At 57.9% G+C, this 21,071-nt stretch carries 20 protein-coding genes and 1 tRNA gene; 8 read left to right on the top strand and 13 right to left on the bottom strand.

Features of this window, described 5'->3' with window-relative positions; translation table 11 throughout:
• Positions 1–406: 406 nt before the first annotated feature.
• The 3 genes from msrQ to msrP are packed head-to-tail and all read right to left on the bottom strand — an operon-like array spanning position 407 to position 2,132.
• Positions 407–1,024, bottom strand: a complete 618-nt coding sequence (gene msrQ, locus VOI23_RS09520; RefSeq protein ID WP_323784505.1) for a protein-methionine-sulfoxide reductase heme-binding subunit MsrQ — start codon at positions 1,022–1,024, stop codon at positions 407–409.
• Positions 1,003–1,215, bottom strand: coding sequence for a GDCCVxC domain-containing (seleno)protein (locus tag VOI23_RS09515; protein WP_323784516.1), 213 nt, complete (start codon positions 1,213–1,215; stop codon positions 1,003–1,005). Before VOI23_RS09515 ends, msrQ begins: the two co-directional genes overlap by 22 nt.
• A 20-nt stretch (positions 1,216–1,235) precedes the next feature.
• The gene (gene msrP, locus VOI23_RS09510; RefSeq protein WP_323784503.1) at positions 1,236–2,132 is read right to left on the bottom strand and encodes a protein-methionine-sulfoxide reductase catalytic subunit MsrP; all 897 of its coding nucleotides are present in this window, start codon (positions 2,130–2,132) and stop codon (positions 1,236–1,238) included.
• A gap of 217 nt (positions 2,133–2,349) precedes the next feature.
• On the opposite strand from msrP, the gene VOI23_RS09505 reads away from it, so the two are divergent.
• Positions 2,350–2,793 carry a DUF302 domain-containing protein gene (locus tag VOI23_RS09505; RefSeq protein ID WP_323784501.1) on the top strand — a complete coding sequence of 148 codons (444 nt, stop codon included), beginning with the start codon at positions 2,350–2,352 and terminating at the stop codon, positions 2,791–2,793.
• Between the two features lie 202 nt (positions 2,794–2,995).
• Entirely contained in the window at positions 2,996–4,453 is a 1,458-nt protein-coding gene (locus VOI23_RS09500; protein WP_323784499.1) for a calcium-binding protein, read from the top strand.
• A 63-nt stretch (positions 4,454–4,516) separates the two neighbouring features.
• On the opposite strand, the gene clpB is transcribed toward VOI23_RS09500, so the two are convergent.
• Positions 4,517–7,135, bottom strand: a complete 2,619-nt coding sequence (gene clpB / locus VOI23_RS09495) for an ATP-dependent chaperone ClpB (protein WP_323784497.1) — start codon at positions 7,133–7,135, stop codon at positions 4,517–4,519.
• Positions 7,136–7,352: 217 nt separating this feature from the next.
• Between clpB and VOI23_RS09490 the strand changes: the two genes are divergently transcribed.
• Positions 7,353–7,613 (top strand): hypothetical protein, encoded by a 261-nt coding sequence (locus tag VOI23_RS09490; protein WP_323784495.1) that lies wholly within the window; start codon positions 7,353–7,355, stop codon positions 7,611–7,613.
• A 54-nt stretch (positions 7,614–7,667) separates the two neighbouring features.
• Positions 7,668–8,384: an orotidine-5'-phosphate decarboxylase gene (gene pyrF / locus VOI23_RS09485; RefSeq protein ID WP_323784493.1), complete on the top strand. Its 717-nt coding sequence runs from the start codon at positions 7,668–7,670 to the stop codon at positions 8,382–8,384.
• Positions 8,385–8,414: 30 nt separating this feature from the next.
• Here pyrF and VOI23_RS09480 read toward each other — a convergent pair whose 3' ends face one another.
• Positions 8,415–8,846: an NUDIX hydrolase gene (locus tag VOI23_RS09480; RefSeq protein ID WP_323784491.1), complete on the bottom strand. Its 432-nt coding sequence runs from the start codon at positions 8,844–8,846 to the stop codon at positions 8,415–8,417.
• Between the two features lie 38 nt (positions 8,847–8,884).
• Between VOI23_RS09480 and VOI23_RS09475 the strand changes: the two genes are divergently transcribed.
• Entirely contained in the window at positions 8,885–10,138 is a 1,254-nt protein-coding gene (locus VOI23_RS09475) for a DNA polymerase IV (protein ID WP_323784488.1), read from the top strand.
• Here VOI23_RS09475 and VOI23_RS09470 read toward each other — a convergent pair whose 3' ends face one another.
• The gene (locus VOI23_RS09470; protein ID WP_323784485.1) at positions 10,139–10,999 is read right to left on the bottom strand and encodes an N-formylglutamate amidohydrolase; all 861 of its coding nucleotides are present in this window, start codon (positions 10,997–10,999) and stop codon (positions 10,139–10,141) included.
• A 150-nt stretch (positions 11,000–11,149) separates the two neighbouring features.
• On the opposite strand from VOI23_RS09470, the gene VOI23_RS09465 reads away from it, so the two are divergent.
• From VOI23_RS09465 to VOI23_RS09455, 3 genes are all read left to right on the top strand, one after another.
• Positions 11,150–11,224: transfer RNA gene (locus VOI23_RS09465), tRNA-Val, on the top strand.
• Between the two features lie 71 nt (positions 11,225–11,295).
• The gene (gene ykgO / locus VOI23_RS09460) at positions 11,296–11,421 is read left to right on the top strand and encodes a type B 50S ribosomal protein L36 (RefSeq protein ID WP_012177066.1); all 126 of its coding nucleotides are present in this window, start codon (positions 11,296–11,298) and stop codon (positions 11,419–11,421) included.
• A gap of 221 nt (positions 11,422–11,642) precedes the next feature.
• Positions 11,643–13,484 carry a PHA/PHB synthase family protein gene (locus VOI23_RS09455; protein ID WP_323784470.1) on the top strand — a complete coding sequence of 614 codons (1,842 nt, stop codon included), beginning with the start codon at positions 11,643–11,645 and terminating at the stop codon, positions 13,482–13,484.
• 1 nt (position 13,485) lies between these two features.
• Here VOI23_RS09455 and VOI23_RS09450 read toward each other — a convergent pair whose 3' ends face one another.
• The 7 genes from VOI23_RS09450 to VOI23_RS09420 form a co-directional block, all read right to left on the bottom strand.
• Complete coding sequence (locus VOI23_RS09450; RefSeq protein WP_323784468.1) at positions 13,486–15,087, bottom strand: peptidoglycan-binding protein; 1,602 nt, start codon at positions 15,085–15,087, stop codon at positions 13,486–13,488.
• Positions 15,088–15,116: 29 nt separating this feature from the next.
• Complete coding sequence (locus tag VOI23_RS09445) at positions 15,117–16,337, bottom strand: phenylacetate--CoA ligase family protein (RefSeq protein WP_323784466.1); 1,221 nt, start codon at positions 16,335–16,337, stop codon at positions 15,117–15,119.
• Positions 16,338–16,420: 83 nt separating this feature from the next.
• A complete protein-coding gene (locus VOI23_RS09440) occupies positions 16,421–17,245 on the bottom strand; it encodes an ABC transporter ATP-binding protein (protein ID WP_323784464.1) in 825 nt (274 codons plus the stop codon).
• Positions 17,246–17,319: 74 nt separating this feature from the next.
• Positions 17,320–18,603, bottom strand: coding sequence for an ABC transporter substrate-binding protein (locus tag VOI23_RS09435; protein ID WP_323784462.1), 1,284 nt, complete (start codon positions 18,601–18,603; stop codon positions 17,320–17,322).
• An 83-nt stretch (positions 18,604–18,686) separates the two neighbouring features.
• On the bottom strand, positions 18,687–19,763 hold the full coding sequence (locus VOI23_RS09430) for a branched-chain amino acid ABC transporter permease (RefSeq protein ID WP_323784460.1): 1,077 nt from the start codon (positions 19,761–19,763) through the stop codon (positions 18,687–18,689).
• Between the two features lie 22 nt (positions 19,764–19,785).
• The gene (locus tag VOI23_RS09425; protein ID WP_323784459.1) at positions 19,786–20,043 is read right to left on the bottom strand and encodes a hypothetical protein; all 258 of its coding nucleotides are present in this window, start codon (positions 20,041–20,043) and stop codon (positions 19,786–19,788) included.
• Positions 20,044–20,046: 3 nt separating this feature from the next.
• Positions 20,047–21,048, bottom strand: coding sequence for a branched-chain amino acid ABC transporter permease (locus VOI23_RS09420; RefSeq protein ID WP_323784457.1), 1,002 nt, complete (start codon positions 21,046–21,048; stop codon positions 20,047–20,049).
• Positions 21,049–21,071 lie beyond the last annotated feature (23 nt).

Here is a 21,071-nt window from a genome sequence, read left to right as displayed (position 1 = left end):
GCGCCGCCCGCTTCATAAACCTCAATGTTTTCTCGCTTCGCTTCCCTCCAGAGCACCGCTCCGTCGTTCCGTCCCGCGTCCCGTTGTGCGCCTCAGCGCCGCCGGTGAAGGGGGTTCTAAGGTTATAGCGGGATACCCGCAACCCCTTTTTTCATCGAAACCGTGTTTTTTTTGAACTTTATGTGAAATCGTTAAAAAACAATAAGTTAACAAGGTTGTTTTGTTTTGATGATCAGTGAAAGGCGCGACAAATGCCGCTTTGCAGCGATTGCGCCTACCATATCTTGAGTTATCCACAGGCTTACCCCCAAACACCCCATCAGACTCAGCTTTTCGGGGCGGGTTCGGGAACGGTTGGCTGCGAGTCATCGAACGAGAATCGCTCTTAACCCCGCCAAATCCCGGATCAGGCCAGTCGCACCCGTGATCGCAGTTTCACCCGAAGGGCCAGCAGGACCGCAACCACAGCCAGATAGACCAGTGGCTCAACCGGGAAGCCTTTCACCACCATGATGAAATGCACCGCCCCCAGCACAGCGACCGCATAGGTCAGGCGATGCAGCTTGCGCCAAGTCTGACCCAGCCGGCGGATCGCTCTGTTGGTCGACGTCAGCGCCAGCGGCAACATCAGGACAAAGGCCGCCATGCCGATAGTGATATAGGGACGTTTGACGATATCGGCCCAGACCCGCGTCAGGGTCTGTACATCCAGTAGCGCCCAGATCAGCAGATGCGCCACGACATAGGTAAAGGCCAGCAATCCCAGCGCCCGGCGGAATTTCACCAGGTTCACCCCCGCATAGCGTCGCAACGGGGTGATCGCCAATCCGGCAATCAGTAACTTCAGCGCCCATTCCCCATACATATGCTCCAGCGCCTTGACCGGATCGACACCGAGTGCGCCGCTCCAGCCTTGCCAGAACAGATATGGGATAGGAAGAAGCCCCAGAACATAGAGGACCCATGTCGGCAGTTTTCGGGCAGTACGGTTAAGCCAATCAATCACGACCAGTCCCCACAACATTTAATTCCCGCCTGCACCGGCGGACAGGGACGCGTCCCATATGAACAAAAGACACAACAATCGCCCGCAAGCGGCGTCAGCAATGCCGCGCAGGCAGTACATTCATAAAACCATTGGCACGCGTTTTCCGGCATGGTTTCGGCCTGCGTATGCCCGCATTCGGGGCAGGTCAGGACCGAAACCGTTTCTATGGCAGTTCGCTGCGCCACGATCAGAAGTTTTTCTTCAGGTCCATGCCGCGATAGAGCGACGCGACCTCGTCATATCCATTGAACATCGGCGTCGGCACCCGCTTGGCAAACAACCCGCCCCCGATCTTGCGTTCACTGGCCTGCGACCAGCGCGGATGATCCACGGTCGGGTTCACATTACTGTAGAATCCGTATTCACGCGCATTGGCCTTGTTCCAGCTGGTTGGCGGCTGTCTGTCGGTCAGGGTGATGCGCACCACCGACTTGATCGATTTGAAACCATATTTCCACGGCACCACCAGCCGCAGCGGCGCGCCGTTCTGATTGGGCAGATCCTTGCCAAAGATCCCGGTGGCCATGATGGTCAGAGGGTGCATTGCCTCATCAAGGCGCAACCCCTCGACATAGGGCCACTCAAGCACTGGCACCCGCTGCCCCGGCATTTCTTCGGGACGCATCAAAGTTTCGAAGGCGACATATTTCGCGCCGCTCTGGACCCCGGCAAGGGCCAGCAGATCGGCCAGCTCGAATCCATTCCACGGGATCACCATCGACCAGGCTTCGACACAGCGGAAGCGATAGATACGATCTTCTATCGTCATCTTCTTGAGAATGTCGTCGAGGTCATACGCGCCCGGCCGGTCGACCATTCCGTCAATCTTGACCTTCCAGGGTGACGTGGTCAACTGACCGGCATAACGGGCCGGGTCATCCTTGCCGGTGCCAAACTCATAGAAATTGTTGTAGCTGGTCACATCTTCCCAACTATTGGGCGTCAAGGTCTCGGCTGCGGCCGGGCTGCCCAGCCCCGCCAGACCGAGCCCTGCCATTCCAGCCATGATCTGGCGCCGGCTCAAATAGGCGGTCTCGGACGTGACATCATTCTCGGTCAGTGTGTTTTTCCAGCGGCCAGCCATCAGGGCATCCTTTTTCTGCGGTTAAGCCAAAGCTAACGCGCTATCCCCAACAGACCAAACCACATCGGCTCACAATCACGTGCCGGGTTGAAACAAACGGCTTCCTATACAAAGCTGGAAATAGGCTTGACCTGTGTCAATGCCATACAGGCAATACAGGCTAAGCTCTTCAGGGACTATGCGGTCGCGTGGCCGCCGATACGCAGGAGGAATCCATATGAAACCACTTTTTGTGGCCGCGGCTCTTGCCGCAGCAACAGCCACCACGGCTTTCGCCGACGGCTTGGTCAGCTATTCCACAGAGGACAGCTTCGAAGATGTCATTTTCGGGCTGGAAAATGCGATTCTGGACCAGGGGTTGATCATCGACGCCACCAGCCATGTGGGTGAAATGCTGGAACGCACCCGGGCTGATGTTGGATCGGACGTGACGATTTTCACCCAGGCAGATGTCTACAGCTTCTGTTCCGCCAAACTGTCACGCAAGGTGATGGAGGCCGATCCGATGAATATCCGGTTCTGCCCTTACGATATCTTTGTTGCGCAACAGCCCGACACCGGCAAGACGATCATCGGTTACCGGGAATTCCCCGATGGCCCGATGAAAGAGGTGCAGGCGCTGGTAGATACGATTGCCCGCGCGGCCATCGGCATGGACTAATCGCGGACAATCGCCGCCCCAAGCTATTACTGCGTGAAAACCCGAAACAACCCCCACTCAATCAGTGGGGGTTGTTCGGTATTTGCCCCATTTTCGACATATCCTTTGGCGCGACTCGGTCACCGCGCTAACCTTCCCCATTCTTTTCCGGCCCGGTTTTGACAACTTGTCTGGGCCTTCATTCAGTTTAGGAGGCGATTTCATGGCCGATTTTTCGCAAGGCACCATTGCGGACGATTCACTGTCGGGTGGCATCACCGCAGATTACATTGATCTGCTGGACGGCAACGACACCTATTTCGGCGACAATGGCGCGGATCAGGTTCTGGGCGGGGCTGGCGACGATTCCATCGCCGGCGGTAACGGGTCGGATTATGTCGAAGGCGGCAGCGGCGGCGATACGCTGATCGGAGCCTGCGGTCATGACACGTTGCTGGGCGGGGATGGTGATGACAGCCTGTCGGGCGGCAACGCCAATGATCTGCTCATAGGCGGAACCGGCAGCGACACGCTGATGGGCGGCAATAATGACGACATAATTCTAGGCGGGATCGGGGCCGATTACCTGCATGCCGGATCGGGCAACGACCTGGCACAGGGCGATGACGGTAACGACACTTTGATCGGGTCGGGTGGCTCGGATACGCTGACCGGTGGCGCCGGGGTCGACTGGCTCAGTGGCGGCACTGAAAATGACAGCCTGACGGGCGGCAGCGGATCGGATGTCTTCTTCTTTGGCGAAAAAGCTGGCGTGGATACGATTTCCGATTTCAGCGATGGCGCAGACCGGATCGACGTTACCGATCTGGGGATTTGGGATATCAGTCAAATGAACGCGGTTCAGCAAGGCGACACTGTCCGTCTTTGGCTTGGGGGCGAAAACTTTGTTCTGCTGGAAAACACCCAGCTTGGAGATCTCGGTACCAGAGATTTCATTCTCGCCGCCGCCCCATCCGTGATCGGCAGCGAAAATGCCGATCACATCGTCGGACTTGCGGCCAATGAAACTATTAATGGCGGTGCCGGTTCAGATTGGATTTATTCCGGCGGTGGGGATGACGAAATCATCGGCGGAACCGGCGAAGACACGCTTTACGGGGAAAACGGCGACGACCTGATCATTGCCGGGTCCGGCAAGGACACGGTTCATGGCGGCAGCGGCGACGACACGATCTTTGGCGATGCATCCAATGACAAACTGACCGGCGGAACCGGCGACGATTATATCGACGGCGGTGCCAACAATGATCGCCTCTACGGTGAAGACGGGTCTGACACCCTGCTCGGGGGTAGTGGCAATGACCGCATCTGGGGACAGAACGGCCACGACGAGCTGTTCGGCGGTGCAGGCAAGGACCAGCTTTTTGGCGGCGACGGCGACGATGTATTGGATGGCGGGCTTGGTGACGATCTGCTTAGCGGTGGGGCTGGCAACGATCTGTTCGTGTTCGAAGACAGTTTCCGCCACGATACGATCACCGATTTCGAAGACGGTCTCGATCTGCTCGACTTCAATGCGGTCGGTGTATCTTCGGCCGATGATGTGATGATCGTCCAGACTGGTGCGAATACTGTCATCACGGTCGACAGCGGATATACAGTGACCCTGCTGAATACATTGGCCACCAACATAGATGCCGATGACTTCTTCTTCGTCTGATCTGCCCCAGACATGCAAAAGCCCGCCCCAGTCGGGGCGGGCTCTTTTCTTTAGCTATCGGACTTAGTGCACGACCGCATCTTCGGGCGGCTGGCGGTTCGAAGATCCAACCCGGTCGCCGATGATCAAACCCTCAGCACCGGCGGACACTGCCAGTGTATCGCCGTCCTTAACATCGCCGGCCAGCAACATCTCCGCCAGCGGGTCCTGCAATGCACGCTGGATCACCCGCTTCAGCGGTCGAGCCCCGAAGACCGGATCGTAGCCTTCATCGGCAAGCCACTTCTTGGCCTCGTCATCCAGCTCCAGTGCGATCTTGCGACCGACAAGGCGTTTGGCCAAACGCTTCAGTTGGATTTCAACGATACCATCCATATCTGCCCGGCCCAGCCGGTCGAAAATGATGGTCTCGTCCAGACGGTTCAGGAATTCGGGGCGGAAATGGGCCCGCACCGCATCCATCACGTCACGCTTGGCATCCGAAGCGTCAGCCCCATCGGGTAACTGACTCAGCGCCTGCGCCCCCAGGTTCGATGTCAACACGATCAGTGTCTGCTTGAAATCAACCGTGCGGCCATGTCCATCGGTAAGCACACCATCGTCCAGCACCTGCAACAGCACGTTGAACACATCCGGGTGGGCCTTTTCGACCTCGTCGAACAGCACCACTTGATAGGGACGGCGCCGAACCGCTTCGGTGAGAACCCCGCCTTCGTCATACCCGACATAGCCCGGAGGTGCACCGATCAGGCGTGCGACGCTATGCTTTTCCATGAATTCCGACATGTCGATGCGGACCATCGCGTTGTCGTCGTCAAACAGGTAATTGGCGACCGCCTTGGTCAGTTCGGTCTTACCGACACCGGTCGGCCCAAGGAACAGGAACGATCCCAGCGGACGATTTTCGTCGTTCAGACCGGCCCGTGCGCGGCGCACCGCGTTGGCCACGGCTTTAACGGCCGCATTCTGACCGATCACCCGGCGATGCAGTTCGTCTTCCATCCTCAGCAGCTTGTCGCGTTCGCCTTCCAGCATCTTCGCGGTGGGAATACCGGTCCAACGCTCGACCACGGCGGCGATCTGTTCGGGGCGCACGGCCTCTTCGACCATGACGCCCTGCTCTTCCTGCGCTTCCGCTTCGGAAAGCTGCTTTTCCAGCCCCGGAATGACGCCATAGGACAGCTCACCGGCCTTGGCCAGATTGCCTTCGCGCTTGGCGATTTCCAGTTCAGCGCGGGCATGGTCCAGCTGTTCCTTGATGTCGCGTGCACCGGCAAGCTTGTCACGCTCTGCCTGCCATTTCGCGGTCATCTCGGCGCTGTGATCCTGCAGATCGGCCAGTTCCTTTTCCAAGGTTTCCAACCGGTCCTTGGACGCCGCATCCTCTTCCAGCTTCAGCGCCTCGACCTCGATCTGCATTTGCAAGATCTGACGATCCAGCTGATCCAGCTCTTCGGGCTTGGAATCGACCTCCATCCGCAACCGGCTCGCCGCCTCGTCAACGAGGTCGATCGCCTTGTCTGGCAAGAACCGGTCGGTGATATAGCGATGCGACAGCGTCGCCGCCGACACCAGCGCCGCATCGGAAATCCGCACACCATGGTGCAGTTCGTATTTTTCCTTGATCCCGCGCAGGATCGAAATCGTGTCCTCGACGGTCGGTTCTTCGACTACGATCGGCTGGAATCGCCGCGCAAGAGCTGCGTCCTTTTCCACGTATTTCCGATACTCATCCAGCGTGGTCGCGCCGATGCAATGCAATTCACCCCGCGCCAGGGCAGGCTTGATCAGGTTGGCCGCATCCATTGCGCCATCCGCCTTACCGGCACCGACCAGAGTGTGCATCTCGTCAATAAACAGGATGATTTCGCCTGCGGCAGCTTCGATTTCCTTCAGGATCGCTTTCAGGCGCTCCTCGAATTCACCGCGATATTTCGCGCCTGCGATCAATGACCCCATGTCCAGCGCCAGAAGCTTCTTGTTCTTCAGGCTTTCGGGCACGTCGCCATTGATGATGCGCAGCGCCAGACCTTCGGCAATCGCGGTCTTACCCACGCCGGGTTCCCCGATCAGCACCGGGTTATTCTTGGTCCGGCGGCTCAGCACCTGCATCGAACGGCGGATTTCTTCGTCCCGGCCAATGATCGGGTCGATCTTGCCCTGTTCAGCGGCCTCGGTCAGGTCGCGGGCATATTTTTTCAACGCGTCATAGCCTTCCTCGGCAGACGCGGTATCGGCGGTACGCCCCTTGCGGATGTCGTTGATCGCCCCGTTCAGTTTCTGTGGTGTCACAGCACCGGCATCCAGCGCGTCCTTGGCCTTGGATTTGACCAAAGCCAGTGCCATCAGCATCCGTTCGACCGGAACGAAACTATCGCCCGCTTTCTTGGCAACTTTCTCGGCCTCGTCCAGAACCCGCGCGGTGGCGTTGTCCATATAGACCTGACCTGCGTCGCCGGACACTTTCGGCTGCTTGGCAACGGCGGCATCCACCGCCTCGATCACACGGTCGGGCGCACCGCCCGCGCGGGTGATCAGGTTGGCTGCCAGCCCCTGATCATCATCCATCAATGCTTTGAGTAGATGTTCTGGAACCAGACGCTGGTGATTTTCCCGCATCGCGATGGTCTGTGCCGCCTGAATGAAACCGCGCGACCGCTCGGTGAACTTGTTCAAGTCCATCGTATTCTCCTTTTCAAAAGCACCCTATTTCCGCAGCGCCCGCTTCGCGGCACGCCCCATTTCCGGGCCTCAAAAGTGAGGTGGTTACTCAGAAAGGATAGTTCAAGACCCCTCCCTCAGCACATCTGTAAAAACAGCCCATTCAGCCGTATCTTAAATGTAATCCGAATTTAACATCTTCTTCGATAGTTTCAGTGAATCAGTGCAGGGCGTATCAATGTATATTACTCAAATCGAAGTTTCGCAGATGCAGGGAAGTTCAGAATCGGGCAAGGCGTCCGGGTTCGTGTCATTCGAATCCGACAAGGGCCATGTGCAAATGCATTGCGCGGTAACCGATGTGACCCCGACCAGTTGCCACCATGCATTGATTTCCGAAGCGTTGCGTCAGTTGGGCCGGATGCCGGAATACCGCAATGGCCGCGTTTCCTTGTCCTTTGCCCCTGGAATTCTAGCCGCCGAACCCGCCGCTGCTTGACGGCTTGCCGATATCCCGCGAAAAGGGCGCAACTTTGCAGGAGCGCCCATTCTCATGTCCGATGACCGTCTGATCGTAGCCCTCGATGTTCCCAATGCCCTCGAAGGGCTGCGGCTGGCCGAACAATTGGGCGACGCCGTGTCCTTCTATAAGATCGGCCTTGGGATGCTCACCGGGGGCGGGTTGGCGCTGGCCAACGAGCTGAAGCAGGATTTCGGCAAGCGCATCTTTCTCGACATGAAACTATTCGATATCGGCGCCACGGTGGAAAGCGCCGTGCGCGGGCTGGCGCAGTTCGATATTGATTTCCTGACCGTGCATGGCGATCCGCATGTGGTCCGGGCCGCCAAGGAAGGCGCAGCGGGCAAGGATCTGAAAATCCTTGCGGTGACAATCCTGACCTCGCTTGACCGCGATGACCTTGATGCCAGCCTGATCAAACCGGGCGCGGTGGCCGATCTGGTGGTCGAACGCGCCGCCCGCGCATTCGAAGCTGGCGCCGATGGCATTATCGCCTCGCCGCAGGAAGCCGCCCGCATCCGCGCCCTGCCCGAAGCCGCAGGCCGCCTGATCGTCACCCCCGGCGTACGTCCGGCCGGGGCCGCCTTGGGCGATCAGAAACGCATCGCCACCCCGGCTCAGGCGGTGGCCGACGGGGTCGACCATATCGTCGTTGGCCGTCCGGTCTGGCAAGCGCCCGATCCGCGCGCTGCTGCCGATGCAATCCTGGCCGAAATGAACAGCCCGCAAGCCAAAACGCCTAACAGCTGAACGGCCCAACGCGGAAACGACTGCAGATCGCTACCCTTCGCGTTCGTGCAGGTAAATCCGCAGCCGTTCCGCGAAATGCGGAATCGCCTTGGGATGGGCCAGATAGGTCCCGGCATCCATCAGTTGCCAGCGCTGCCCTTCATCGCCCAGTTTGATTTCCTCCACCCGCGCCGCTGACAAATGCGCCGCGTAGAACCACACCGGCAGTTGATTGTCGCGCGGCAAAACCTGTTTCCAGACCAAGTCGCCCGGTTCCAGCCTGATTGACAATTCCTCCTCGGTTTCGCGGATCACGCATTGTTCCGGCGTTTCGCCGGGATCACATTCGCCACCCGGAAAATCCCAGAAATCCGGCCACGGGATATGAGGAAAATCATCCCGCAGGATCACCGCCAGCCGGCCGCCCATAAAAAGCATCAGCTTGGCCCCAGCGAATGCTGTAACGTCATTCTCAATACACATATACCTATCTTAGCCTGATCTAAGGAAACGCCGCTTCTATGCCATCGCTTTGTCGAGATTGCGTGACAGATTTTGACGCCGGCCCGCGCTGCCCATCCTGTGGCAGTCCCAGACTCGTGCATCATCCTGAACTGTTTTCGTTATCAATTGCCCATATGGATTGTGACGCATTCTACGCATCAGTTGAAAAGCGCGACAATCCCGAACTGGCTGACAAACCCGTGATCATTGGTGGCGGACGGCGCGGCGTGGTATCGACCGCCTGCTATGTCGCGCGTATTCGCGGCGTTCATTCCGCAATGCCGATGTTTCAGGCGCTGAAACTCTGCCCCGACGCGGTAGTGATCAAACCCCGCATGCAGGTCTATGCCGAAGTATCGCGCGACATCCGCCGGATGATGGAGGACCTGACCCCGGATGTGCAGCCGTTGTCGCTGGACGAAGCCTTCATGGATTTGTCGGGCACCGAACGCCTGCACGGTGCGCCGCCCGCGGCAATGCTGGCGCGGCTGGTCAATCGAATGAAGGACGAATTGGGCGTGACAGGGTCGATCGGGCTCAGCCACAACAAATTCCTCGCCAAGGTCGCCTCAGACCTGCAGAAACCACGCGGCTTTTCGGTGATCGGTAACGCCGAAACGGCGGATTTCCTGCGCGACAAACCGGTTCAGATGATCTGGGGGGTTGGACAGGCGACCCAGACAGCCCTGAACAAGGCCGGAATTCGTACATTTACCGACCTGTTGCGCTGGGACCGCGAAGACCTGAATGCGCGTTTTGGGTCTATGGGCGACAGGCTGTGGCATCTGGCCCGCGGTCAGGACCGCCGCCGGGTCACCGCGCATGAACCAATGAAATCGATTTCCAACGAAACGACATTTTTCGAAGACACCTCCGACGCGGATATCCTTGACGGGCACCTGTGGCGGATGGCGGAAAAGGTCGCCGACCGGGCCAAAGCAAAGGGACTGGCGGGCCGGGTGGTCACGCTGAAGCTCAAGCGATCCGATTTCAAATCCCTGACACGCCGACACAAACTATATGATGCGACCCAGTTGGCGGATACAATTTACCGCAATGCACGGTCGCTGTTCGATCAACTCGCCGGCACTGGCCCCTATCGCCTGATCGGGGTCGGACTGTCCGAACTATGCCCGGAAGATCAGGCTGGGCTGGCTGGCGACCTGCTGGACCCCGAGGCGGGTAAGCGCAGCAAGGCCGAACGCGCCACCGATGCGATCCGCGAACGATTCGGCAAGGACATGATCAAGAAAGGCAGATCGCTGCGCTGATCACTCTGCCGCCAGCTTCGTTTCCCGGGCCCCGATATCCGTAATCCGCGCCACGACCTCGCGCAGCAGGCTGCGGAACGCGTTGAAATTGTTGTTCGGCCGGATCATCTGCTCGTTCATATACAGCGACCGGTCGATTTCGATCTGGATCACATGTTGTCGCCGTGATGGGCGGCCGTAATGCTGCGTCGTATAAGCCCCGGCAAAGGGGGTGTTCCGCGACACCCGCAAACCGGCTTCCAGAAAGACGGTCTCGATCTGTTCGACGATTTCTGACCCGGCCGCCGCGCCAAAACGATCCCCCAGAACGATATCGGGCCGTGGCACGCCCGACCGTTCCACGTTATCGACCGCCTCATGCGGCATCGAATGGCAATCGATCAGGATCGCTTCACCAAAGCGCGCATACGAATCGCTCAACAGCTTCTGCAGCGCAGTATGATACGGAACCCAATAGGTATTGATCCGCCGATCGGCCTCTTCCCGGGGGATCTTGCCGCTATAGATCGCGCGACCATTGGCAACCACCCGTGGGATAATACCAAGACCCGAAGCGATTCGCGGATTATGCCCGACACCTCGCACGCCTTCTATCAGCGCCGGGTCCAGTTCGTCGGCGCTACGGTTGAGATCGATAAAGGCCCGCGGCGCCCCTGCCAGCAACAGCGGCGCCCCGAAACGCGGCGCACAATCGAACAGCTTGTCTACAAAGGCATCTTCCGAGCTTCGAATCGAATGCTGGTTCAAAACGGTGCGACGTAAAAACGACGCGGGATAATCCCGTCCGCTATGCGGGGATGCGAATACCACGCTGGTATTGCGCCTTTCGGGGTGAATGATCTCGAACGCGACCTTGGGCAATGGAGACTCCATATTTGGAAAATATCTTAGCCTGAATATTCTTGTCGCCAAAAGCCCTTGATCCCTCCGCCGACTCCTTTTATAGGGTCCGAACCGGCGCGGACTTCCGCGCCCCTTTCTTTGGGGCTCGGGGCCAAACTGGACAAATACGGGCGATTAGCTCAGCGGTAGAGCACTTCGTTGACATCGAAGGGGTCACAAGTTCGATCCTTGTATCGCCCACCATTTACTTCGCTTCCCTAGAAGCGACCCGCAACCCAGGCGCAAAGGCGCGCCGCGAATGAAGGAGATAGGCCATGAAGGTCAAGAACTCGCTCCGCTCGCTGAAGCAGCGTCACCGCGACTGCCGTGTCGTGCGCCGTAAAGGCCGCGTTTACGTCATCAACAAGACTCAGCGCCGCTTCAAAGCCCGTCAGGGCTGAGCACAGCTTACTTAGCTTTTTAGAGACCGCTCTGAGATTCAGAGCGGTCTTTTTCCGTGTCTGAGGCTCAGAAAAAGCCATGCCGCGTGCGCTGAGAAATGCCTAAATCAAAGGCACGGCTGTTAGAATGCCCTGCTGATCCCCATATCCTGATCTGTGTCATTAAGTGTTCATTCGAATCATTGCATGAGTTGGACACCAAACGTGAAAAGGGATTCGCGATGAAACCGTCTGCTGCAAAACCGAATGTCGTGAAACTGCCCGATCCCGAAGCGGCGAAACCGCCCGTCGCTCAGATCAAATCACAGGTACCGCCCGGAACTGCACAGCCATCCCCGACTCCCCATCCGCATGACGCTCTGGACCGGTCGCTGCGCGCAGCGATGTCGAAACTGACCTCTGGCCTGTCGCCCTACGCCGCATCTGAAGCCTGGGTTGATTGGGCGGTACATCTGGCCACCGCGCCAGGCCGACAGATGGAACTGCTGGATCATGCGCAAAAGAACATGTTCAAACTGGCGTCCTTTTCTGCCGAGCAATTCAGCCAGACCCCGAAACTGCCATTCAAACCCAAAGCCACCGATCACCGGTTCACCGATCCAAGCTGGAGCAAACCGCCGTTTTCAATGCTTCAGCAAAGTTTCCTCTCGGTACAGGACTGGTGGGATCACGCCACCAATGATGTGCCCGGCGCACAGAAAAAGAATACCAGTCGCGCCGCCTTCATGATTCGGCAGATGCTAGACGCGGCATCGCCGTCGAACCTGCCGATACTGAACCCTGAAATCATTAAAAAAGCACGCGAAACGAAAGGCGAATCCTTCATCGAAGGACTGAAAAATCTGGCCGAGGATATTCAGCAATACGTGACCGATGAGCCGGTCGAACAGCCCGAAGAATTCCGTGTCGGTGAAACCTTGGCGGCGACTCCGGGCCAGGTCGTGTACCGAAACGACCTGTTCGAACTGATTCAATACAGCCCGCAAACCGACAAGGTAGGGGCAGAACCGATCCTGATCGTACCGGCCTGGATCATGAAATATTACATCCTCGATCTCAGCGAACATAATTCGCTGATCAGGAATTTGGTATCTCAGGGCTTTACCGTTTTCGCAATGTCCTGGGTCAATCCCACTGCGGCGCAGAGCGACCTGTCGATGGATGATTATCGGCAAAACGGAGTTATGGCCGCAATTGACACGATTTCCGACATCGTGCCGGATCAAAAAATTCACGCCTGCGGCTACTGTCTTGGCGGCACCATCCTGTCAATCGCCGCCGCGACCATGGCGCGGGATGGCGACGACCGGCTGGCATCAATCACGCTTCTGGCGGCACAGACAGATTTCACCGAAGCCGGTGAACTGATGCTGTTTATGGATGAAAGCCAACTGACATTTCTTGATTCGATGATGTGGTCACAGGGTTACCTGGATAGCAAGCAGATGAGCGGTGCATTTCAGGCGCTCCGCGCCGAAGACCTGATCTGGACCCGCGCTGTACGGCGGTACCTGATGGGGATCGATGAAAAGCAGGCCGATATTTCTGTTTGGAATCAGGATGCGACCCGGATGCCCTACAAGATGCATTCGCAATACCTGCGCGGGCTGTTCATGGAAAACCGTCTGACAGCAGGCCGTTTTGCGGTCGAAGGGCGGGTGATCGCGCTGAAGGATATCAAGGCTCCCTTCTTCGTCGTGGCCACCGAAAAGGATCACATCGCGCCTTGGAAATCGGTTTATAAGACCAAACTTTTCACCGACGGTGATCTGACCTTCGTTCTGACCAAGGGCGGCCATAATGGCGGCATCCTCAGCGAACCGGGACATAAGGGACGGCATTACCGCATTGGCTTCCGCCCCGCCGATTCCCTTTACAGCGACCCAGACAGCTGGGTCGCTGCACATGATCCCAAAGACGGATCATGGTGGCTGGAATGGAACGACTGGCTACACAAAGTGCAAACCTCTGCCGATCAGGTGGCCCCACCCGCAATGGGAGCTGCGGAAAAGGGCCTCCCGCCGCTGGTGCCGGCACCGGGCACCTATGTCTTTCAGAAATGAACTAGCGCGACATCTCTCTCGTCAGACCCACCATCGTTTGTTGTGATACATACCCGGTCACCGCAAGCCCCGTGGACTGCTGGAAGCTCTTCAACGCCCCGCGCGTCCGATTGTCGAAAATCCCGTCAACCGGGCCGGGATCGAATCCGGTCTGCGACAGGGCCTGCTCCACCATAAGCCGTGAAACCGGGTTGCCGGCTATCGCGCGCTCCTCGGTCTTGGCCTTTTCTATCGCAGCAAGATCGGCGTTGCGCCGTTCCAGCCGGGCGATACGGTCACGGGACTCTGCGACGTAACGGCTATTGGGAAATGCCTGAACAAAACCGCGATAGCCGGCAATTGTGTTCTGCTGCACCGCCCTGTTCCATGCAGCCTCCTCGCTGCGGTTGCGGTCCATTTCGTCCAGCTTTCTGCGGGCGGTTTGGGAAAAGATCCCATTGGGATAGCGGTCGAGATAGGTACGAAGCCCTTGAATGGATCCCTGCGCGCCGGTTTGGTCCCAATAGGCGCGATCCTGACGTTCTTGATCCACCCGCACTTCCGCTGCTTCGCGCTGAATACGCCCCCGTTGTTGTGCGGTCAGATAAGACGTGTCGGCATATCCGCGGCTTGTCTGATAGCTCGAAATGGCCGCCCGCGTCGCCCTGCCGAAAATGCCGTCCGCACCGCCGGTATTGAAGCCGAGCAAACTCAGGTCCTGCTGTAGCTGCCGCCGGTCGTCCCGCGTCAGCCGCAAAGCGTTTTCCTCTTCTTCCGCCTGATGCCGGGGTTCGTTTTCCATGGCATCAATCAACCGGCGCGCTTCTGTGGCGAACAGACCCGCCGGAAAACGGTTGAGATAAGCGCGATATGCTTCGACACTGGCGATATCGCGCGCTGCGCTCCAATAGGCCGCATCGCTTTGCGGTACCACATCAGCACGACCGTCACCGCCGCGACCAAGCGGAATATCGTCGGGCAGATAGCCCCTAAGCACCACGCCCTTCGGTAGGTTGCGAGCAATCCGGCCCAGCGGCCGGTTTTGGGCCAACAGCGCGTCGCGGACCACTGGTTCGACCATTCCGGTCGGTCCTGTCATCACTGCAACACCCTGTGCCTCAGCCAGAGTTAGCGCGCCCACCCGCAATCCAGCACCGGCCCCTTCTCGGCTGCTCCAGGATGGTGCGACCACCATCAGCCCGTGGCCCTGATGGGTCTCAAGTATACGGATCAGTTCTGCCAGAGATAACCCGTAGCGCCCGGCATTCACGCTCGACAGTCCGCGATACTCACGCCCCAACAACCAACTATCATTGAACGACGCCACGACGCGCCCGGACAACATAACGATGATTCGATCCGCATCACCTTCGTTTAGCGTGAGTCGAAACTCTTCGACCGAACGGATCATGTCCTCGGTTTTCCAATCCTGCCCACCGAAAACCTGAAAACCGGCACCGCGCAGCATTTTAGTCCAAGAATCATATGACGCCGCCTGCGGTTCCGCAGCGGCGTTGTCATAGCTTCGGTTGGATAGAATCAGCGCATAATCTGCTGCCTTGGCCCCAAAGGGCCAGAGCAATATGGCGGCAACGAAACCGGCTCGCAGTGTGACTAATCGCATGGCAGACCTCCCCAAGGCTCTGCCCCAGCTTAGTCGTAACTGCGCTGATCTTCGATAACTTTTCCGTCGTTGGGCAAAGTTCCCGGCGCAACCAGCTGAATCTTGCCCTTCATTTTCAACACATCGACCACCGACGCGGCATAGGCTTCGGGTGACTGCGCCTCGGTTTCGATCTGCACCGTCATCGTGTCCATTTCGCTCGTGCGGCCTGCGATCACGCGGGCCCTGATGATATCGTCATGCTTGGCGACCAATTGCGCCACCTGTTCCGGGCGCACGAACATGCCCTTGATCTTGGTTGTCTGATCGGCCCGGCCCATCCAGCCCTTGATGCGGGTATTGCTGCGGCCACAGGGGCTTTGCCCCGCCATCACTGCGCTCAGATCGCCGGTGGCGAAACGGATCAGCGGATAATCGGCATTCAGGGTGGTCACCACCACTTCGCCCACTTCACCGGGTGCAACCGGATCACCGGTACCGGGACGGACGATTTCCACCACCACGCATTCGTCGACGATCATGCCTTCCATCGCTTCGGTTTCATAAGCGATATTGCCCAAATCGGCCGTGGCATAGCTTTGCAAACAGGTAATACCGCGGTCCATATATTCCTGCCGCAGCGACGGAAACAACGCGCCCCCGCCCACAGCAGCCTTGGAAATCTTGAGCGCGAGCCCCATCGCTTCGGCCTTGTCCAGAATCACCTTCAGGTAATCCGGCGTGCCGGAATAGGCTGTAACGCCCACGTCATGCGCCGCGCGGGCCTGTAACTCGGTCTGTCCGGTGCCCGCAGGCAGCACGGCCGCGCCAACCGCACGGGCACCGCTTTCGAAAATCATTCCCGCCGGGGTCAGATGATAACCGAAACAGTTCTGAACGATATCGCCTTTCCCGATGCCGCAGGCATGCAGGAACCGTCCCACGCGCCACCAATCGTGTTCAACGCCGCCCGGTTCATAGATCGGGCCGGGCGATTGGAAGATATGCGCAAAACCGCTGGCGGGTTTCGTGGTCAGCCCGCCAAACGGATAATTCGCCTCCTGCGCCCGGCTCAGGTCAGATTTACGCAAGACCGGCAACGCCGCCAAGTCTTCAACCGATCTGACCGTCGCCGCATCAACCCCGTCCAGAGATCCGCGATAGCCGGGCAATCCCTGTGCCCGCGCGATCTGTTTCGGCAGCGCCTCGGTCAGCGCTGCCGCGCGCTCATCCGCGCTGCGGGTTTCGAGATCGTCAAAGAAACGGCTCATAATTAATATCTCCGGAACAGCCCGGCTCTCTCAACCGGTGCAACAGTAAATTGGGACGGGCCCCGGGCCCGGTGAAAACGTCCTCAGCTCAGCCAACGCTTGCGGCGGCGATACGACCGCACATCGCGGAAGCTTTTGCGGCCTTCTTCGGACATTCCGAGATAGAATTCCTTCACATCCGGATTTTCGCGCAAATCGGCGGCCGGACCATCCATCACCACACGACCGGATTCCAGAATATAACCGTAATGGGCAAAGCGCAGCGCCACATTGGTGTTCTGTTCTGCCAGCAGGAAGGTCACGCCTTCCTTTTCGTTAAGGTTCTTCACGATGTTGAAAATTTCTTCGACCAGCTGTGGAGCCAGCCCCATCGATGGTTCGTCCAGCAGGATCGTTTCAGGCCGGCTCATGATTGCACGCCCGATCGCGACCATCTGCTGCTCCCCCCCCGAGGTATAGCCCGCCTGGCTGCGGCGGCGCTCTCTCAGGCGCGGAAAATAATTGTAGACCATCTCAAGATCGGCATTGATCGCGCCCTTGCCATCCTTGCGCGTATACGCGCCGGTCATCAGGTTTTCCTCGACCGTCAGGTGTTCAAAGCAATGGCGCCCTTCCATCACCTGGATCACGCCCTTTTGGACCAAATCGGCCGGGGCTTGTTCCTCTACGCGTTCACCGCGATAGGTGATGCTGCCCTTGGTGACTTCGCCACGTTCGGAATGCAACAGGTTCGAAATCGCCTTGAGCGTGGTGGTCTTGCCTGCGCCATTCCCGCCCAGCAGAGCGGTAATCCCACCCTTTGGCACTTTTAGCGACACGCCTTTCAGCACCAGGATCACGTGGTTGTAGATCACCTCGATATTGCTGACCTCCAGAAGGGTCTCGTCGGTGGGTCCTGCATCCAGCATCTGCGTAAACTTTCTGGTTATCGGTTAGTGGGGCCCCGGCCGCGCACAAACGCGCGGCCGGAGCTATGAGAGGTTTAGTTACAATGCGGCGTGATGCCATTTTCCTTGGCATATGCCTCGGAATCTTCAGCAACCAGCGGTGCCAGAACGTCCTGATCCGACTGCATGTAGTCGGTGATCATGTTCCATTTACCGGCTTTCGCATCCCACTGGGTCACGGCGACATAACCATCGCCACCGTGGTTTTCACAGCTCACCTTGAAGGACGGACCGAAGTTGGGCAGACCCAGAGCGGTCATCTTGCCTTCGGTCATTTCCAGGTTTTCCATACCGTCGCGCATCATCGCAGGGGTGATCGCAGAGGTGCCGTGGATTTTCTGAGCGGTTTTGGCCGCTTCAGCTGCCAGCATCGCGGCATAGAGACCACGGTTATACAGGACGGTACCGATCTGGTCACCTGCGCCTGCGGCCTTGCCTTCGTCGACAACGAAATCCTGGATATCCTCAAACACCGGGTAATCCGAACCCACGTTGTGGAAGGTCAGAGCCTTATAGCCATCTGCGGCTTCACCGGCAGGCTTAACGTCATTTTCCGAACCGGACCACCAGATGCCAATGAAGTGATCCATCGGGAAACGGATGTTCACGGCTTCCTGAATGGCAACCTGGTTCATAACGCCCCAGCCATACATGATCACGTAATCAGGACGCTCGCGGCGGATCTGCAGCCACTGCGACTTCTGTTCCTGTCCGGGATGGTCGACCGGCAGCAGGGTCAGTTCGTAACCATGCTTTTTGGACAGCTCTTCAAGCGTACGGATCGGTTCCTTGCCGTAGGCCGAGTTGTGATAGACCAGCGCGACCTTCTTGCCGCTCAGATCACCGCCGTTGAGGTCAAGCAGGTGCTTGATTGCAACCGACGCCCCGTCCCAGTAGTTGGCCGGATAGTTGAAGACATTGCTGAACACCTTGCCGTTCTTGGCGGAGGTCCGGCCATAGCCCATCGAGTGCAGCGGGATATCATCAGCAGTCACTTTGGGGATCAGCTGATAGGTGATACCGGTCGACAGCGGCTGATAAACCAGAGCGCCTTCGCCCTTGGTCGACTCATAGCATTCCACACCTTTTTCGGTGTTATAGCCGGTTTCGCATTCGATCAGGTTGACCTTTTCGCCACCGATGCCGCCATCGCGTTCGTTCAGCAGAGTGAAGTAATCGGCATAGCCGTCGGCAAACGGAATGCCGTTCGCGGCGTAAGGTCCGGTCCGGTAGCTGAGCGACGTGAATGTCAGATCAGCCATGGCCGGCGATGCCGCCACAAGTGCAGCAATCGCTGCAGAGATCAATTTCAATTTCATCGGTAAAGTTCCTCCCTTTGGTCATATCCGATGGTTTTGTACCGGGGCTCCTCCGACCCCCGGACTTATGGCAGGGCCCGTCCTTAGTGTGGGAAGGGCCAAAGCCTTAGTTTTTCTTTGGCGACGCGCCACAGTTGCGCCAGCCCATGAGGTTCGGCGATCAAGAAGATGATGATCATCGCCCCCACGATCATGAATTCCAGATGTGCGGCCAGATCGGTCGGCCAACCCAGCATTCCAACCAGAACGTTTTTCAGCAGAACTGGCAACAGTACAAGAAAGGCAGCCCCGGCGAAGGACCCAAATATCGACCCCAAACCACCGATGATAATCATGAACAGTACCAGAAACGATTTGGTGATCCCGAAGGCTTCGCCGACTTCAACCGCGCCGAGATACACCGAGAAAAACAATGCCCCCGAAACGCCGATGAAAAAGGAACTGACAGCAAAAGCGCTCAGCTTCGCTTTCAGCGGGTCGACACCGATGATTTCTGCGGCGATGTCCATATCGCGGATCGCCATCCATTTCCGGCCCTGTGTGCCCCGGGTCAGGTTCCGCGCCAGAATGGCGCAGACAAGAACGAAGACCAGACAGAACATATAGGAGGCCCAGGCGCTGGTATTGGCGCCGGTCACCGCAATGCCGAAAACGGTACGTTCAGGCGCGCTGATTTGGCCTGAGGCCGAGTGGTTGTAGAACCACGGCACCTTGTTGAACAGCCAAACCAGAAAGAATTGCGCCGCCAGCGTCGCCACCGCAAGATAGAACCCCTTGATCCGCAACGACGGCAGGCCAAAGGCCATTCCGACCATCGCGGTGATCCCACCCGCCATCAGAACATGAAAGAAAATGTTCACTTCAGGCATCGCGGTCATCAGCTTGTAACAGGCATAGGCACCGACAGCCATGAAACCACCGGTACCCAGCGAAACCTGTCCGCAATATCCCACCAGGATATTCAGCCCGATCGCGGCAATCGAATAGATCAGGAACGGCATGAACACCGCGTTCACCCAGTAATCATTGACCGCAAACGGGATAACCAAGAAGGCGGCGAACAGGACGAAATAGTACCGGTACCGATCGAACCGGATCGGGAAAGTCTGGTTGTCATCGACATAGGACGTTTTGAATTCGCCCGCTTCACGATAGAACATCTGTTATTTTCCTTTCTGCCGCTTACAGCGGGTGCTCGGCCTGAGCGCGTTCACGGGTTGCGGGATCAATCTGCTTGGTCTTGGCGGCATAGCCACTTTCCTCGGCGCTGCGCGCCAGTTTCAGATAGGCGACCACACCCACACCAAAGCCAATACAGGCCAGAATGGCAGAGATGATCAGCTGCCGGTCGGTAAACCCATCCGACGTGAGGGCGAGATAACCGAAGGCCCAAAATCCAGCCCATGCGATCACGTTGATCAAAGCGATGAGTTTCTGCATGTCTCAGACCCTCTCGATGATCTTTTCACCGAACAGGCCCTGCGGCCGGAACACCAGAAATACCAGCGCCAGAACATAGGCGAACCAGTTCTCTGTCGCGCCGCCGACCAGCGGACCGACGGTGAATTCGAACAGTTTTTCGCCGACACCGATGATCAGCCCACCAACAATCGCGCCGGGGATCGAGGTAAAGCCGCCCAACATCAGAACCGGCAGCGCCTTAAGCGCGATCAATGACAGCGAAAACTGAACGCCTGACTTGGCCCCCCACATGATGCCCGCGACCAGCGCCACGAAGCCCGCGACGGACCAAACCATCACCCAGATGAAATTCAGGCTGACCCCAACCGACAGGGCCGCCTGGTGATCGTCTGCCACCGCGCGCATCGCCCGGCCCTGTTTGGTGTACTGGCTGAACAGCACCAGAATGATAACCAGAATAGCCGCAATAACCGATGCAACAATGTCCAGTTTGTCGATGAAGAAGCCATAGAAGTCTTCATTGCCAAAGCCCAGCCACCGGGAATTATCCTCGATCCAGAAACTCCCTCCTTGCGGCAGGCCAACGTCCAGTTTCTTGATGTCAGACCCCCACATCAGGTCGCCGAAGCCTTCCATGAAATAGGCCAGTCCGATCGTGGCCATGAACAAGATGATCGGTTCCTGTCCGACCAGATGCCGGAACACGAACTGCTGAACACAGAAAGCCAGCACGATCATCACGCCCATGGTCAGGATGATGGATACCAGCCCGTTGATATGCCAACCAAAATGGTGAACGTCAGTGCCCAGAACGGCGTTGATCAGATGGCTGAAAGGCACCTGCCCGTCCATGATCCCCACCAATGTCAGCGCCGCGAACAGCGCCATCACACCTTGGGCATAGTTGAAGATACCCGATGCTTTGTAGATCAAAACAAAGCCGAGCGCGACAAGCGCATAGAGAACGCCCGCCATAAGACCGTTCAGTAGAACCTCGGCCCCGAAGAGAAGCTGCGTAGGCATCCGTTACGCCCCCTTAACCAGTT

Origin of the sequence: Thalassovita sp. (assembly GCF_034670005.1) — a bacterium.
In the GTDB taxonomy this organism is placed as follows: domain Bacteria; phylum Pseudomonadota; class Alphaproteobacteria; order Rhodobacterales; family Rhodobacteraceae; genus Thalassobius.
The sequence above is the reverse complement of the archived record's forward strand: the minus strand, read 5'-3'. Positions and strand labels throughout refer to the sequence as shown.

Bases quoted from the DNA above. Each gene is read 5' to 3' on its own strand.
- msrQ (WP_323784505.1), bottom strand. From the start codon at position 1,024: ATGTTGTGGGGACTGGTCGTGATTGATTGGCTTAACCGTACTGCCCGA.
- msrP (WP_323784503.1), bottom strand. From the start codon at position 2,132: ATGGCTGGCCGCTGGAAAAACACACTGACCGAGAATGATGTCACGTCC.
- VOI23_RS09505 (WP_323784501.1), top strand. From the start codon at position 2,350: ATGAAACCACTTTTTGTGGCCGCGGCTCTTGCCGCAGCAACAGCCACC.
- VOI23_RS09500 (WP_323784499.1), top strand. From the start codon at position 2,996: ATGGCCGATTTTTCGCAAGGCACCATTGCGGACGATTCACTGTCGGGT.
- clpB (WP_323784497.1), bottom strand. From the start codon at position 7,135: ATGGACTTGAACAAGTTCACCGAGCGGTCGCGCGGTTTCATTCAGGCG.
- VOI23_RS09490 (WP_323784495.1), top strand. From the start codon at position 7,353: ATGTATATTACTCAAATCGAAGTTTCGCAGATGCAGGGAAGTTCAGAA.
- pyrF (WP_323784493.1), top strand. From the start codon at position 7,668: ATGTCCGATGACCGTCTGATCGTAGCCCTCGATGTTCCCAATGCCCTC.
- VOI23_RS09480 (WP_323784491.1), bottom strand. From the start codon at position 8,846: ATGTGTATTGAGAATGACGTTACAGCATTCGCTGGGGCCAAGCTGATG.
- VOI23_RS09475 (WP_323784488.1), top strand. From the start codon at position 8,885: ATGCCATCGCTTTGTCGAGATTGCGTGACAGATTTTGACGCCGGCCCG.
- ykgO (WP_012177066.1), top strand. From the start codon at position 11,296: ATGAAGGTCAAGAACTCGCTCCGCTCGCTGAAGCAGCGTCACCGCGAC.
- VOI23_RS09455 (WP_323784470.1), top strand. From the start codon at position 11,643: ATGAAACCGTCTGCTGCAAAACCGAATGTCGTGAAACTGCCCGATCCC.
- VOI23_RS09450 (WP_323784468.1), bottom strand. From the start codon at position 15,087: ATGCGATTAGTCACACTGCGAGCCGGTTTCGTTGCCGCCATATTGCTC.
- VOI23_RS09445 (WP_323784466.1), bottom strand. From the start codon at position 16,337: ATGAGCCGTTTCTTTGACGATCTCGAAACCCGCAGCGCGGATGAGCGC.
- VOI23_RS09440 (WP_323784464.1), bottom strand. From the start codon at position 17,245: ATGCTGGATGCAGGACCCACCGACGAGACCCTTCTGGAGGTCAGCAAT.
- VOI23_RS09435 (WP_323784462.1), bottom strand. From the start codon at position 18,603: ATGAAATTGAAATTGATCTCTGCAGCGATTGCTGCACTTGTGGCGGCA.
- VOI23_RS09430 (WP_323784460.1), bottom strand. From the start codon at position 19,763: ATGTTCTATCGTGAAGCGGGCGAATTCAAAACGTCCTATGTCGATGAC.
- VOI23_RS09425 (WP_323784459.1), bottom strand. From the start codon at position 20,043: ATGCAGAAACTCATCGCTTTGATCAACGTGATCGCATGGGCTGGATTT.
- VOI23_RS09420 (WP_323784457.1), bottom strand. From the start codon at position 21,048: ATGCCTACGCAGCTTCTCTTCGGGGCCGAGGTTCTACTGAACGGTCTT.